Source organism: Rhodocaloribacter sp. (assembly GCF_056451265.1).
In genome coordinates this window covers 58,512-73,499 of sequence record NZ_JBWOPL010000055.1, presented here as the reverse complement: position 1 = coordinate 73,499, position 14,988 = coordinate 58,512, and the positions used below count along the sequence as shown (strand labels likewise).

Below are 14,988 nucleotides of genomic sequence, written 5' to 3'. Positions count from 1 at the left end.
CCTTGCGATGCTTCTTTCCCCTGTTCTTTCGTGTGGATCGTCCGTAAGTTTTGGGCACGGATCGCTCCTTTGTTCACCCCGGTAATGAGAGAGGTCAAACCAGCTATGGCATACAAAGGCACCATCGGCATCCTGACGGGCGGCGGCGACGTGCCCGGGCTCAACCCCGCCATCCGGGCGGTCACCATCCGCGCCCTCCGTGAAGGCTATCGCGTCCTCGGCATCCGACGCGGGTGGGCCGGGCTCGTGGACCTCATCCCCGACAAGGACGCCGACAATAGCGCAAACGTACAGGATCTCACCGAGGACATCGTCGACCGCGCCGGTCGGACGGGCGGCACGTTTCTGCACACTTCGCGCACACGCCCGAGCCACCTCCCGCGCATCGCCGTCCCCGAACACCTCCGCGATCGATACACCGATGAGATCAACGACGTCACGCCCTCGGTGCTCGAAAACATCGAATACCTCGGCATCGACTACCTCATCCCCATCGGCGGCGACGACACGTTGAGCTACGGCCTCCACCTCCACCGGCAAGGCGTCAAGGTCGTCGCCATCCCGAAAACGATGGACAACGACGTGCCGGGCACCGACTATTGCATCGGCTTCGGCACGTGCGTCACCCGCACCATCGAGTTGACGCACCAACTGCGCACCTCGGCGGGTTCACACGAGCGCTTCCTCGTCATCGAAGTCTTCGGGAGGTATGCGGGCTTCACTGCTCTGCTGCCCACCATGGCCGGCGCCGCCGACCGGTGCGTCATCCCCGAGCATGCGTTCGACATCGACCACCTGCTCGAACTGCTCGTCTACGACCGGAACCGTCACCCGAGCCGGTATTCGGTCGTGCTCATCTCCGAGGGCGCGAAACTCGCCAACGAAGACGAGATGTCCTTCGAGAGTCACGAGACCGATCAGTTCGGTCACAAGAAACTCGGCGGCATCGGCGACAAGGTGGCGTCGTTGCTCAAGGAGCGTTCCCCCCGATTCAACCAAGGCCGGCGCATCAACGTGATCAACCAGCGCCTCGGCTACCTCGTCCGAAGCGGCGCCCCCGACGCCCTCGACTCCATCGTGCCGATGGCCTTCGGCAACCTCGCGCTCGACCTCGTCCTCGAAAAGACTTCGGGCCGCCTCGTCAGCATTCGCCACGGCGACTACGACAGCGTCCCCATCGACGTCATCCACGGCCCGGCGAAGGTGGTCGATGTGGAGAAATACTACAACACCGAACGGCTCCGGCCCAAATACAAGAAATTCTACCACAATCCGCTCTTCATCATGACGAGCGACATGTGAGGCCGGAGCCGTTCGTCACAGCCGTTCGAGCAGCTCTTTTTTCTTGGCCTCGAACTCCTCCTCGGTGAGAATGCCCTGGTCCCGGAGTCGGCCCAGCTTTTCGAGTTTTTCGAACACGTCCTTCGCTTCGGTCGCCTCATCGGTGAGGTCCTCTACGTATGCCTCGCCCCGTTTGAACGCCTCCCGGTACGCCGCCTTTGCCTGCTCCAGGTCGACGTCGAAAAGCGTGCCCGAAGCGGCAAACCGGCGCGCGGCCACCTGTCCGACGGCGTACGTGGACGCGCCCGAGAGCGCCGACATCGAAAGCCCGCCGAGGATCGTGCCCACGCCGGGGATCGCCTTGAAGATGCTCGCGCCGACGGCGGCGAGCGTCCCGCCGGAAAGCGCGGAGACGAACGCCTTGCCGGACTCCTTCGAGTAGTCCACCCCGTATGCGGCGGCGAGTTGCTTGAGCAGGTCGAGTTGAATACCCGTCACGGCGGCGATATCGAGGAGCGGCAGCGGAATCAAGCCCGCCCCCATGGCCCAGAGGACGTGTGAGCGGATGATCGGTTCGGGGTCGGGAGCGGCGTTCATACGGACGGTCGAGGGTTGGTGAGCGCGGGCGCATGCATCGGAGCGCCGGCGAAGGGGTCGGGCGGAAAGATACGATCGGCGGGCGAGAAGCGGCGGATCGTTCGGGAAAGCGCCCGTTCCTTCGCGCGAACGCGTGAGATTTTTTGAGGCTCACGGGAGCCTGCGCGCATGAATCGGCTTAAATATTATCGCGCTACCCCGTGTTGTTTCCGTGCCGCGTCCGGGGTTCCTGCGGGAGCACGGGGGAAGTCGAATGCCCCTGTTTCTGCCTTGCGCCGTCCCCCGGAAGCATCGTTTCTTGCCCGCACCACACCGGCTCCGTCCGCCCATGCGCCCCTCAGCTTCTCCGATCATCCTCTTCGTCCTGTTCCTCAGCCTCGCGGGCTGCGGGCGGCAGTTCGTCGAGCCGGGAGACATGGCCGAGCTGAACGTCGCGCGGTCGGGGGAAGCCTTCTCGCTCGCCCTCGGCGACGAGATCCCGCTCGAAGGATCCGACCTCCGCATTCGCTTCGTCCTCGTGCTCGAAGACAGCCGTTGCCCCACGGGCGTTGAATGCGTCACGCCGGGAGAGGCGAGCGTGGTCCTCCGCATCAGCGACGGACAGGGACAACTCTCGCAACTCGCGCTCAGCATCCCCGGCCTCGTCCCGACCCCTTTCGACGACAACGCGTTCATCTTCCACCGGGGCTATCGGTTCAAGCTCATCCAGCTCGACCCGTATCCCACCTTCGGCGCGTCCATCGACACGAACGACTACCGGGCGAAGCTCATCGTCACGCCGTGAGACGTCCCCCGGCCGCATTTTCGCCGAGCTTTCGCGGGATGAAGCCTTTTTCCGGGGCTGTGCGTCGTAATTTTGCGGTTCCGAATCATTCGCTTCGCCCTCGATGAACGAACCTTTCCCTTCGATCCGCATCGCCCTCGCAGCGGGGCGGGGCTACGACGTCGTGTTCCGCCCGCTCGAAGCGACGCCCGCGTTGATGGCGGAGGCAGGGTTGCGCCGGGGCCGGTGCCTCGTGGTGACGGACGAGCACGTTGCCGCCCGGTACCGACGGCCTCTCGAATCCGCCCTCACGTCGGCCGGTTGGCAGCCCCGCGTGCTCGTGCTTCCTCCCGGCGAGGCCACGAAGTCGCCCGAGCACCTTCACGCGATCTACGACGCGGCCCTCGCGTGGGGGCTCGACCGGAAGACGCCGGTGCTCGCACTCGGCGGCGGCGTGGTGGGCGACCTCGCGGGCTTCGCGGCGGCCACGCTGCTCCGCGGCCTGCCCTTCATCCAGCTCCCGACGACCCTCATCGCGCAGGTGGACAGCGCCCTCGGCGGCAAGACCGGCATCAACCACCGCCTCGGCAAAAACCTCATCGGCGCATTTCATCAGCCCGTGTTCGTCTGCGCCGACTTCCGCACGCTTCGCACGCTTCCCGCGCGCGAGTGGACGAGCGGCCTCGCCGAGGTCGTCAAGCATGCCCTCATCGCCGACCCCGGTCTCTTCGCTTTTCTGAACCGGCGATGGGAGGACGTGCTCGCGGGCGCGCCCGATGTGGTCGGCGAGATGGTGCACCGCGCGGCGCGGATCAAGGCCGAGGTGGTGAGCGCGGACGAGCGGGAGCACGGGCGGCGCGCGATCCTCAACTTCGGCCACACGTTCGGCCATGCCATCGAGCGCGCGGCGGGCTATGGACGGTTCACACACGGCGAGGCGGTGGCCCTCGGCATGCGGGCGGCCCTCTTCCTCTCGCACCGCCTCCATCCCGGCTTCCCGCTCGCCGAAGCCGACGCCCTCGTGCGCCGCATCCCCGTTCCCGGCGGGCTCTCGGATTACCCCGTCGAGGCGCTCATGCAACCGATGCGCCTCGACAAAAAAATCGAAGCGGGGACGCTCCGCTTCGTCGTGCTCCGCGAGATCGGAGAGGCCTTCGTGACGGACCGCGTCGCGCCCGAGCTGGCGGCCGAGGCGTGGGCCTTCGTCCGCGGCTTGGATAGCTGAGCGAAAGGCGCTAAGTTGACCCGCCCTCGGGGGACCGCGCACACGCCCCTTTACGGAAGAGGCGGTGAAATCGCGCCGAACGCGCTTTGCGACCGGCACACGGGCACGCTTTTCCCGTTCAACCTTTTCCGATAGCCCTCCGATCGCATCCGGGACGCGCGCACCGGGCCAACGCGCCTGTTTCGTCCCGAGGGTCCCCCTACTTTTCCTGCTTCTCTCGCCCTCGATCCTTGCCGTTTCGCCTGCTCCTACATATTCCCCGGGGAACGATCAAGATCGCCCTGTACACCCTGATGATCGGCATCGTCGCTTTTTTCGCACTGACCCGAACGCAGGTGGGGCGCGATCAACTGCGCGGCGCGCTCGAACGACATTTCGCCGAGACGTACGAGGGGCGGCTCCGCATCGGCGCGCTCACGGGCAACCTCGTCTCCACCCTCTTCGCCCGAGACGTCCGCCTCTACGACCCGGACGGACGGCTCGTGCTCTCCGTCGACTCGGTGGTGGCGCATCCGCACTGGCGGCATCTTCTGCGGCGCGAGTTCGCGCTCAGCGGGGTGACGCTCATCCGTCCGACGGCGCACCTCTACCGGGACGCGAACGGACGGTGGAACCTCGCCTCGGCGCTTCGATCCGCCGCGCCCGGCGACGCCGACGCGCCTTCGTCAGAGCCCGCGACGCCGTGGACCTTCGTCACGGGCAACCTCGAAGTGATCGACGGGCGCATCCGAACGAAGAACGCCGGCGCTCCCCCCGGTGTCGTCGCGCGCGGGGACGTTTTCGATTACACGCAGGCCGAGATCGAACACCTCTCGTTCCGGGCCGTCATCGACTGGCAGCGCGACCTCAGGCAGATCGACCTGCTCGCCTTCTCCGCCCGCCTGGCCTCTCCCTCGTTTGCGGTGAAGCAATTGTTCGGGCAGTTCGTGTGGGAAGGGGAACGCCTCTCCATTCCGCAATTCGCGCTCCGGGCGGGCGGCACGGAAATCGACCTCTCCGGCGCGTTCGAAAACCTGGCAGCCTTTCGAAGCGGCCTCTTCCACGAGGCCGAAGCTTTGCTGAACCTCGCGCCGAGCCGCATCGACTTCGACACGCTCCGGAGCCTCTTTCCCCGCCTCCCCCTCGCCGACGCCGTGCGCGTGGAGGCCCGGGCGGCCGGCGCACTCGACGCGATGGTCGTCGAGAAGCTCTCGCTCGAACGCGGCGTGACCCGCATCGTCGGGGAAGGAACCGTCTTCGGCTTTCCGGACTCGCTCGACTTCGAGGTGTCTTTCCGGCAAAACGTGCTCCGCACGAGCGATCTGCGCGCCGTCGTGCCGGGCATGAACGCGTTCCACGCGATCCGGCTCGACAGCCTGATCGCCGAGTTGTACACCGAGGGCGTCGTGCACCTTCACGAGACCGGCGCGCCGGAGCGGGTGCGGGTCGATGCGACGGTGGATCTTCAAAGCGAATCGGGGAAGGTGGTGGGCACCGTCGGGTTGCAGCGAACGTCGGCGGGGATGCTTCGGTATGCCGCCGACCTCTACACGGACGGGCTCGACGTGGGGCGTCTCTTTCGAAACCCCGCACTCGCGAGTCGCCTCAACGGGCACATCACGGCGGAGGGGTCGGGGCTGACCGCCGACAGCCTCGACGGGCGTCTGCGCGTGGCGCTCCGAAAGGCCACTTTCGCCGGGCGGCCGCTCGATTCGCTCCGCCTGGACCTGCTCGCGCGGCGACGGGTCTTCTCCGCGCGCGCCTACCTCGAACAGTCGGACGGCGCGCTCCTTGCCGACCTCGACCTCGACACCCGGTCGGACGAGCCGGTCTATCGCCTGACGATGACGGCCCGCGACTTCGACCTCGGCCCGGTGCTCCGCAACGACTCGCTCGCCACGAGGCTCAACGCCCGCCTCCGCCTCGACGGGGCGGGCACGACCGATCCGGAGTTGCGCGCCTCGGTGGAGGCCGCCTTTGACCGCTCGACGGTGCGGCTCCGGGGGCGCTCCCGTGTGGTCGACCCGCACCGGATGCGCCTGCGCCTGGCCCCGCGCTTTGCCGAGGCGCCCCGTCTCGAAATCACCGGCGACGCGGGCACGCTTCGCCTCGAAGGCGACGCTCCGCTCGAAGCCGTCGCTGCCGCCGCGCGCCTGTGGAGCGAAGCCTTCGCCGAGACTGCGCGCCGGGAATGGGACAAGACGTACACCCGCGCCGTCGGAGAGAACGGAGGCTTCGCGCTCCCCTTTGCGCCCCCCGCCGGAGACTCGGCCCGGCGCACCGAGGCACGACGGGCCTTTGCCGAGGCCGGACTCGACGGCCCGCTTGCGCTCACGCTCGACCTCCGCCTCGACCGTTCCGACCTCGTCACGGCCTTCTTCCCGAACCTTCCCGCCCTCGAAACCGACCTCGAGGCGCGACTCACGCTTGCCGCCGACGCCGACCGGATGCACCTCGAAGGGTCTTTCTCCGGGGACAGCCTCCGCGCCGGAACGCTCTTCGCCCGCACGCTCACCGCCGACTTCCACACCGACGCCCACCTCGACGCGCCGCTCGCGCAAACCCTCGACACCCGTTTCGACGCCCACGCCGACACGCTCGCGTTCGGACAACGCTTCCCCGACGCCCGGCTCAGCTTCCGGTATGACCGGCGAAGCGCCGCGCTCCGGCTCTCCTCGCAGACCAACGGTCGCATCGGCCCGGTGCGCCTTGCCGCCCGGCTCGACCTCCTCCCCGACCGCAACCGCCTCACGCTCGACACCCTCTTCTTCGCCGCCGGAGACTATACGTGGACGAACCCGCAGCCCGACACCGTGTTCGTGTTCTCCGATGCCGTCGCCACCCCGCGCCTGCGCATCGAAAGCCGGGGACCGACTCCGGAGACGACCCAGCGCATCGAAGTGCACGGCGCGCTTTCCGACGTCCCGGCCGACACCGTCTTCGTCGAAGCCGAGACGTTCGCGCTTCGACAGCTGACCGATTTCCTCGGACGCAACCCTCGTTTTGGAGGGCTGTTCAACGGGCGGATCGCCCTCAGCGGCGGACTCCGGCGGCCCCGTCTGACCGGCGAGGTGAGCGTCGACGCCTTCACGCTCGACGAGCACATCCTCGGCGACCTCCACGCGACGAGCCGCTTCGTGCCCGGCCGGCCGGACGTCGAGCTTGCCCTCGACATCACGCCGACCCGTTTCCCCGACACCACCTTCGTCTACGGAACCACGATCCCGGCGATCGTCACGGAGAACCGGCTCCACCTCGGCGGGCTGTTCCGGCTGCCGCGCTTCACCCGGGACGGCGGCGTCCTCGACCCCGGCGCGTGGAACCTTCACCTCGACCTCGCCCGCGCCGACCTCTTCTTCTTCGAAAAGATCATCAGCGCGCTCGACGACGTCGAGGGCTACGTCGCCGGCGGTGGTTCCATCGGCGGCGCTTTCGCGCACCCCGTCTTCGACGCCGACCTCATGATCCGCGAGGGCCACTTTTACGTCCCCGACGTGAACCTCCACTTCAACGTCGAGGCCGACGTCGCGGTCGACGCCGAGGCCATCCGCATCCGCCGGGGGCGCTTCGTCGATGCCACCGGCGGGACGATGGACCTCACCGGCGACGTCCTCTTCAACGACTACAAGTTCTTCTCTTTCGACCTGGCCGCCGCGCTCGACGCCGTACAGATCATCGACGTGGACGCGTCGGACGAGTTGCCGTTTTACGGGCACATATGGGCCAGCGGACACGCCACGCTCACCGGACCGCTGTATCACGCCCGGCTTCGTTCTTCGGACGCCGTCACGACGCCCGACAGTGAGCTTTTCATCCCGGTGGCCGAGACCGCCACGGGCAGCGACGAGAGTTTCATCATCTTCGCCGACTCCACCGGCCGCATCCCCGATCTGCGCCCCCGCCTCCGCCGGTCCAACCTGCTGGCGCACCGTCCCGAAGGCGAGCGTCCGTTCCTCGAAGGCATGGACCTCGACATCGACCTCTTCGCCCCGCCCGGCTCGACGGTCCACCTCGTCATCGACCCGCTCCTCGGCGACGTCATCAACGCCGTCGGGTCCGGGCGCATCCAGATTCAGCGAAAAGCGGGAGAGCTCCTCACCTTCGGGACCTTCGAGGTCAGCGGCGGGGACTATCTCTTCACGGCGGGCGAGGTCTTCGTGCGGCGGTTCCGCATCGAACCCGGCGGCTCGCTCACGTGGGACGGCGACCCCATCAACGCCGTCATGAACATTCCGGCGTCGTACCACACGCGCGCCTCCCGCGCGGGCCTTCCGGCGGTCGGCAACCAGAACGACCCCTCGCTCCTGCCGCTCATCGTCAAGCTCCAGATCTCCGGGCGTGTGGCGGCGCCGGTGGTCAATCTCAGCCTCGCCATCGACCGCACGAACCAGTCGCGCCTCGGGGATTATCAGGGCATCGAGGCCCTGCTCAACCAGCCCGAACGCGCCACCGAATACGCCACGAGCGTCCTCCTGACGAACTCCTTCCGCCTCACCACGAGCAGCATCGGCAACGGAGCGGGCGGGCAACTCGCCTTCAACAGCGTCTCGCAGCTCGTCTCCAGCCAGCTCAACCGGTTCCTCAACGAGGCTCTGCCGAACGTGGACTTCAGCTTCGGGCTCCAGGGCGAGAACGCGCGGGACCTCGACGTGACGTACGGCGTGGCGCTCCGCTTGCTCGACGAGCGCCTCATCATCCGGGGCGAAGGCGTCTACCAGGGCTCCCGCTCCGGCGCCGACAACGTGCAGAATCAGAGCCTCCAGGGCGAGTTCGTCGTAGAGGTGCGCCTGAACCCGAACGTGTCCGTCGAAATCTTTTACCGGCGCGAGGGCGACGTGCTCGCCGAGAACGCGGCCCTGACCAACACCACCGGCGCGGGCCTCTCGTATCAGACCGAATTCAGCACATGGGGCCAGCTCCTCCGGAAACTCTTCGGATGGCTGATCCCGGACAAGAAGAAAGAGCCCCCGCCGCCCGGAGAAAAAATCGCCGGCGGCGAAACCGGCTCGTAGCCTCCCGCCCCCAGGCGCCTTTCCCCGTTTTCCAACCCAACCTTACCGATTACCGTTTTGAACCAGAAAGACCTTACCCGTCAACAGATCCGGCGCGACATCCTGCGTCTTCTGAAAAACCACGGCAATAAAGCCTTCCGACCGAAAGAGATCGCTCAGCGACTCGGATACAAGGACAACAAGACCTATCGCCTCTTCCGCAACGTCCTCGCCGAGATGGACGAGCAGCGCATCGTCGCGCGGGGACGGGGGAAAACCTACACGTACAAACCCCGCCCCAAGAAGCTCGAAGGCGTCCTGAGCGTCCATCCGCGCGGCTTCGGCTTCGTGAAAGTGGAGGGGCATGAGGAGGAATATTTCGTGCGCCCGAATAATCTGGGCACCGCCCTCGACGGCGACCGTGTGCTCATCGGTCTGGCCGCGCTCAAGCGGGGCGACCAGAAACGGGAAGCCGAAGTGCTCGAGGTCCTCGAGCGCAGACGCACGAAAACCGTCGGCACGTTTCAGAAGCATGGCCACTTCGCCTTCGTCAAACCCGACGACCTTCGGCTGACGCACGACATCTACGTGCCGCGCGAGGCGTTCAACGGCGCGAAGAACGGCGACAAGGTGGTCGTCTCCATCGACCTCTTCGACGATCCGCACGCCAATCCGGAGGGGCGCGTCCTCGAAGTGATCGGCAAGGCCGACGACCCGCGCGTGCGGGTTTTGGCCCTTGCCCTGAGCTTCGACGTTCGCTCGGGCTTCCCGGAAGAAGCCCTCAAAGCGGCGGAGAAGATACCGGAGGCCCTCCCCCGAAAGGAGATTGCCCGGCGGCTCGACCTCCGAGACAAACGCATCTTCACCATCGACCCGGAGGACGCCAAGGACTTCGACGACGCCGTACACGTCGAAGAACTCGCCAACGGCAACTACGAGGTGGGCGTGCACATCGCCGACGTGAGCCACTACGTGCGCCCCGGCGGCCCCATCGACGAAGAGGCTATCCTGCGCTCGACGAGCGTCTACCTCGTCGACCGGGTCATCCCCATGCTCCCGGAAAAGCTCTCGAACAAGGTGTGCTCGCTCCGCCCGCACGAAGACAAGCTCGCGTTCTCGTGCATCATGGAAGTGACGCCCAAAGGGAAGGTGTCCCGCTACCAGATCAAAGAGACCGTCATCCAGTCCAAACAAAGGTTTACCTACGAGGGCGCACAGGCCGTCATCGAGGGCAAGGACGCGGAGCACCCGTTCGCCGGGGACGTGCTCCGGGCCAACCGCCTCGCCCGCACGCTCACGCAGAAGCGCATGCTCGACGGCGCGGTCGACTTCGACCTCCCCGAGGTCCGCATCATCCTCGACGAGAAAGGGCATCCGGTCGACATCGTGCGGAAAGAGCGCAAGCAGGCGAACCGGCTCATCGAAGAGTTGATGCTCCTGGCCAACCGGACGGTGGCCGAACACATCGGCCGGCGGAAGAAGCCCCGTCCGTTCGTCTATCGCATCCACGACCAGCCCGACGCCGAGCGGATCACACAGCTTTCGCAGTACGTGAGCGCCTTCGGCTATCAGCTTCGCGTCAAGGACGGGCGCGTCAGTTCGAAACAGCTCAACGCGCTCCTGCAGGCCGTCAAGGGGGCGCCCGAAGAGCCGGTCATCGAGGAAGCGGCGCTTCGAGCAATGGCCAAGGCCATATACAGCACCGAGAATATCGGCCACTTCGGCCTCGCGTTCCCGTTTTACACCCACTTCACCAGCCCCATTCGCCGGTATCCGGACCTGATGGTGCACCGGCTGCTCAAGCGCTATGCGACGGGCGGCACGAACCCGGACGTGGACGAGCTGCAGGCCCGCTGCGACCATGCCTCCGAGCGCGAGCGCGCCGCCGTCAAGGCCGAGCGCGAGTCCGTCAAACTCAAGCAGGTCGAGTTCGTCGCCGAGCACGTCGGCGAGACGTTCACGGGCGTCATCAGCGGCGTCACCCGGTTCGGCGTGTTCGTCGAACTCAACGACATCCTCGTCGAGGGCATGGTCCACGTCCGCGAAATGGAGGGCGATTTTTACGAGTACGACGAGCGGAACTACGTCCTCGTCGGCATGTCGACGGGCCGGACCTTCCGCCTCGGCGACCCGGTGCGTGTGCTGGTGGCGGCGGCGAATACGGAGACGCGAGAGATCGACCTTCTCTTCGCGGAATAATCATCCATCCCCCTGTGATTTTGCACAAAATTTAGGGGTTCGCCATCCGGGGGTGCGCTAAGTTTCCGGCGCGAACGGCGCTCCCGGACGGCCTCTTTCGGGTCCGGAGCGGGGCGCTCCTTTCCCGTCCGACGATCCGCTCCCCATCCAAGCTCATGATTCACGTAAAAGACCTTCCCGCGCCCGAGGACCGCTATCGTGTTCGGCGGGCGCTGCTGTCCGTTTTCGACAAGCGCGGCCTCGAAGCTTTCGCCCGCCGTCTCCACGCGCTCGGCGTCGAGCTCGTCTCCACCGGCGGCACGGCGCGGGCGCTCCGGGGCGCAGGCCTGCCCGTGCGAGACGTCTCCGAGTTCACGGGCGCTCCCGAGATCCTCGACGGGCGGGTAAAGACGCTCCATCCGGCGGTGCACGGCGGGCTGCTCGCCCGGCGCACCGACCCTGCGGACCTCCGCGAGCTCGACGCGCACGGCATCGAACCCATCGACCTCGTCGTGGTCAACCTCTACCCCTTCGCGGAGGCGGTGGCGCGCCCGGACGTGACCGACGCCGAGGCCGTCGAGCACATCGACATCGGCGGTCCGACGATGATCCGCGCGGCGGCGAAGAACTTCTTCTTCGTCGGAGCGGTCACCTCGCCCGAGGAGTACGACGCCGTAGCCGCCGAGATGGAAGCCTCCGGCGGCGCGCTTTCGCTGGCGACGCGGCGCGCCCTCGCGCACCAGGCCTTCGCCCATACGGCGGCCTACGACCGCGCCGTCGCCGAATACTTCGCGCGGACGAGCCCGGCGGGCGAGCCGGCCACGATGCCCGAGACCCTTTCCGTCTCGCTGCCGCGCGCGCAGACGCTCCGCTACGGCGAGAACCCGCATCAGGCGGCGGCGCTCTACGGAGAGCCCGGCCGCTTCTTCGAACAACTGCACGGCAAGGCCCTTTCGTTCAACAACCTCCTCGACCTGAGCGCCGCCCTGCTCCTGATCGACGAGTTCCGCGACGAAGCGCCGACGTGCGCCATCCTCAAGCACACCAACCCGTGCGGAGTGGCCACGGCGGAGACGCTCGAAGCGGCGTACGGGCGCGCCTTCGCCACCGACCGGCAATCTCCCTTCGGCGGCATCGTGGTGGTCAACCGCCCCCTCGACCGCGCCACCGCCGAAGCCGTCAACGCCATCTTTACCGAGATCATCATCGCGCCCGGGTTCGAGGAAGGCGTGCTCGATTTTCTTCGGAAGAAAAAGAACCGCCGGCTCATCCGGCCCCTCGCGCCGGCGCGGGAGGACGCCGCGTTCGACCTTCGCTCCGTCCTCGGCGGGATGCTTGCGCAGGAGCGCGACCCCGTGCTCGCCCCGATGCGTGAACAGCGGGCGCACTACCGCGTGGTGACCGAACGCGCACCGACGGAAGCCGAATGGCGCGACCTCGACTTCGCGTGGCGCGTGGTGAAACACGTCAAGAGCAACGCCATCGTGTATGCGAAGGACGGGGCCACGCTCGGCATCGGCGCCGGACAGATGAGCCGCATCGACGCCTCGGAGCTTGCCGTGATGAAGGGCCGCAAGTCCGGCCTCGACTTCACCGGCTCCGTGATCGCCTCCGACGCGTTCTTCCCCTTTGCCGACGGCCTGCTCGCCGCCGCCGAGAGCGGCGCACGGGCCGCCATTCAGCCCGGCGGCTCCATCCGGGACGAAGAAGTGATCCGGGCTGCGAACGAACACGGTATCGCGATGGTATTCACCGGAAAACGCCATTTCAGGCACTAGCATCCGGACGATAATGCAGTATATTCCGGCGGATCGGGCCGTTTCGAGGAGCGACCTTCGCGCGGATCGTCGCCGGATGAACTTTTCCGCCCCTTGTCTCATATACGGACTTCGCCGACATGAGACTCCCGGCCCCGGCTTCGCCCCCCGCGACTTCGGAGCCCGAGCCTCCTTCCCCCCATAGACGCAGACAGGCCCTCGCCCGAACGGAGGGCCGGCAGTATTCCAAGGATCTTTAATGGGCTTCTTCAACTTTGCAACCGACGTTGCCATCGACCTGGGCACGGCGAACACGCTGATCTATATCAAGGGCCGAGGAATCGTCCTCAACGAGCCGAGCATCGTGGCGGTGCACCGAAGCACGCGCAAGGTGATCGCCGTGGGACAAGAGGCCCAGCAGATGCACGAGCGCACCCACCGCGAGATCGAGACGATCCTTCCGCTCAAAGACGGCGTGATCGCAGACTTCGAGGTGGCCGAGCAACTCATCCGGCAACTCATCCGGAAGGTGCAGACGAACTGGATCACCGCCATCCGCCGCATGGTGGTCTGCGTGCCGAGCGGCATCACGGAGGTCGAGAAACGGGCCGTTCGGGACTCGGCCGAACACGCGGGCGCCCGGCAGGTCTATCTCATCGACGAGCCGATGGCCGCTGCGATCGGCATCGGGTTGGACGTGGCCGAACCCGTGGGCAACATGATCGTCGATATCGGCGGAGGCACCACCGAGATCGCCGTCATCGCCCTCTCCGGCATCGTCATCGACGAGTCCATCCGCGTCGGCGGCAACGAACTCGACAACGCCATCGTGCGCTACTTCAAGCGCAACCACAACCTGCTCATCGGGCAGCGCACCGCCGAGCGCATCAAGTGCGAGGTGGGCAGCGCCGTGGAACTGAACCCCGAACTGGAGGTCTCCGTGAAGGGCCGGGACCTCGTCAGCGGCATCCCGAAGGTGCGCAAGATCTCTTCCGAAGACGTGCGGGAAGCGCTCCGGGAGGGGGTCTCGCAGATTGCCGCGGCGGTCATCCGATGCCTGGAGCGCACGCCCCCCGAACTCGGCTCCGACATCCTCGAACGCGGCATCATGCTCACCGGCGGCGGCGGCCTGCTCAAGGGGCTCGACACGCTCATCAAAGGCCGCGTGGACCTGCCCGTCTACGTCGCCGAGGACCCGCTGACGGCCGTCGCCCGGGGCACCGGCATCGTGCTCGACGACATCGCGAACTACGAGAAGGTGCTCTCCTGACGACGGCCCGTCCGAGAACGCTCCGCCGCCTCCGAACGATCTTTCCGACACGGCTCTGTTTCTTCTATGAATCCCGCCCACTGGGAACGCTTCCGTGACTGGGCCATCCTCCTGAGCCTGCTCGGCGTCTCCGTCGTCACGATGCTCGCCAAGAACGAGCCGATGGTGCGGGGGCTCCGGGCCGAGGCGCTCGAACTCACGGCGCGGGTCGAGGGCCTTTTTGCGTGGGCCGGCGGCTTCATCCGGGCGCTCGACGAGAACGACCGTCTGCGCGTCGAGAACATCCGGCTCTCGAGCGAGGTGGCCCGCTCCCGTGAAGCCCGCATCGAGAACGAGCGCCTGCTCCGGCTCCTGGGCCTGCGCGACTCGCTCGACCTCCCCGTCCGCGCCGTACGCATCCTCTCCAAAGACTCCCAGCACCGGCGTCTCCTCATCGACGCGGGCTCGGAAGACGGCCTCGCGCCCGGCATGGCCGTGATCGACCCGCGCGGCATCATCGGCAAGGTGAGCCTGGTCGGCGCGCATCACGCCGAGGTGATGACGTACCTCCACACCAACTTCCGCGTCCCCGCCCGCATCCAGCCCCTCGAAGTGGACGGCGTCGTTCGGTGGGACGGCAAGGACCCCGACCGGCTCGTCATGGATTTCGTCGTCAAGACCGAGCCGGTGCACGCGGGCCTGCCCGTGGTCACCAGCGGATACAGCGATACGTTCATGCCCGGCTATCCCATCGGCGTGGTGGACTCGGTGGCCCTGCGACCGGGCCGCAACGAGTTGCTCGTCTCCGTCGCCCCCCACGCCCGCCTCCGCGACGCCGTGTACGCCTTCGTCGTCCTCCACCGGCCCGACCCCGCCCGCATCCTCACCGGCGAATAACGGCGTCGGCCCCCCGGCTCGGAGACCTCGCCCGCGCTTCCGTCCCCGACGTTCCCGAAAAGGAATATTTC

Annotated in this window: 9 protein-coding genes; 8 read left to right on the top strand and 1 reads right to left on the bottom strand. The window is 66.9% G+C overall.

Annotation, left to right across the window (positions count from 1 at the left end):
* Nucleotides 1-105: 105 nt before the first annotated feature.
* Entirely contained in the window at nt 106-1,302 is a 1,197-nt protein-coding gene (locus AC1HIY_RS10705) for a 6-phosphofructokinase (RefSeq protein WP_479576727.1), read from the top strand.
* Nucleotides 1,303-1,317: 15 nt separating this feature from the next.
* Here the strand turns inward: AC1HIY_RS10705 and AC1HIY_RS10700 are convergent, their stop codons facing one another.
* Nucleotides 1,318-1,878 (bottom strand): YcjF family protein, encoded by a 561-nt coding sequence (locus tag AC1HIY_RS10700; RefSeq protein ID WP_479576726.1) that lies wholly within the window; start codon nt 1,876-1,878, stop codon nt 1,318-1,320.
* 328 nt (nt 1,879-2,206) lie between these two features.
* On the opposite strand from AC1HIY_RS10700, the gene AC1HIY_RS10695 reads away from it, so the two are divergent.
* The 7 genes from AC1HIY_RS10695 to mreC all read left to right on the top strand — a co-directional run bounded on the left by AC1HIY_RS10695 (nt 2,207) and on the right by mreC (nt 14,917).
* Complete coding sequence (locus tag AC1HIY_RS10695) at nt 2,207-2,662, top strand: hypothetical protein (protein ID WP_479576725.1); 456 nt, start codon at nt 2,207-2,209, stop codon at nt 2,660-2,662.
* Between the two features lie 103 nt (nt 2,663-2,765).
* The gene (gene aroB, locus AC1HIY_RS10690; protein ID WP_479576724.1) at nt 2,766-3,866 is read left to right on the top strand and encodes a 3-dehydroquinate synthase; all 1,101 of its coding nucleotides are present in this window, start codon (nt 2,766-2,768) and stop codon (nt 3,864-3,866) included.
* A 230-nt stretch (nt 3,867-4,096) separates the two neighbouring features.
* Complete coding sequence (locus AC1HIY_RS10685) at nt 4,097-8,857, top strand: translocation/assembly module TamB domain-containing protein (RefSeq protein ID WP_479576723.1); 4,761 nt, start codon at nt 4,097-4,099, stop codon at nt 8,855-8,857.
* Nucleotides 8,858-8,914: 57 nt separating this feature from the next.
* Nucleotides 8,915-11,035, top strand: a complete 2,121-nt coding sequence (rnr, locus tag AC1HIY_RS10680) for a ribonuclease R (protein ID WP_479576722.1) — start codon at nt 8,915-8,917, stop codon at nt 11,033-11,035.
* A 155-nt stretch (nt 11,036-11,190) separates the two neighbouring features.
* Nucleotides 11,191-12,792, top strand: coding sequence for a bifunctional phosphoribosylaminoimidazolecarboxamide formyltransferase/IMP cyclohydrolase (purH, locus tag AC1HIY_RS10675; protein ID WP_479576721.1), 1,602 nt, complete (start codon nt 11,191-11,193; stop codon nt 12,790-12,792).
* Between the two features lie 238 nt (nt 12,793-13,030).
* Nucleotides 13,031-14,041, top strand: a complete 1,011-nt coding sequence (locus tag AC1HIY_RS10670) for a rod shape-determining protein (RefSeq protein ID WP_479576720.1) — start codon at nt 13,031-13,033, stop codon at nt 14,039-14,041.
* A 66-nt stretch (nt 14,042-14,107) separates the two neighbouring features.
* Nucleotides 14,108-14,917: a rod shape-determining protein MreC gene (mreC, locus tag AC1HIY_RS10665; protein ID WP_479576719.1), complete on the top strand. Its 810-nt coding sequence runs from the start codon at nt 14,108-14,110 to the stop codon at nt 14,915-14,917.
* The last annotated feature ends 71 nt before the right edge of the window (nt 14,918-14,988 follow it).

What these genes read in the sequence shown, in the direction of transcription:
- AC1HIY_RS10695 (WP_479576725.1), top strand. Translation starts at nt 2,207, where the DNA reads ATGCGCCCCTCAGCTTCTCCGATCATCCTCTTCGTCCTGTTCCTCAGC.
- aroB (WP_479576724.1), top strand. Translation starts at nt 2,766, where the DNA reads ATGAACGAACCTTTCCCTTCGATCCGCATCGCCCTCGCAGCGGGGCGG.
- purH (WP_479576721.1), top strand. Translation starts at nt 11,191, where the DNA reads ATGATTCACGTAAAAGACCTTCCCGCGCCCGAGGACCGCTATCGTGTT.
- AC1HIY_RS10700 (WP_479576726.1), bottom strand. Translation starts at nt 1,878, where the DNA reads ATGAACGCCGCTCCCGACCCCGAACCGATCATCCGCTCACACGTCCTC.
- mreC (WP_479576719.1), top strand. Translation starts at nt 14,108, where the DNA reads ATGAATCCCGCCCACTGGGAACGCTTCCGTGACTGGGCCATCCTCCTG.
- AC1HIY_RS10670 (WP_479576720.1), top strand. Translation starts at nt 13,031, where the DNA reads ATGGGCTTCTTCAACTTTGCAACCGACGTTGCCATCGACCTGGGCACG.
- AC1HIY_RS10705 (WP_479576727.1), top strand. Translation starts at nt 106, where the DNA reads ATGGCATACAAAGGCACCATCGGCATCCTGACGGGCGGCGGCGACGTG.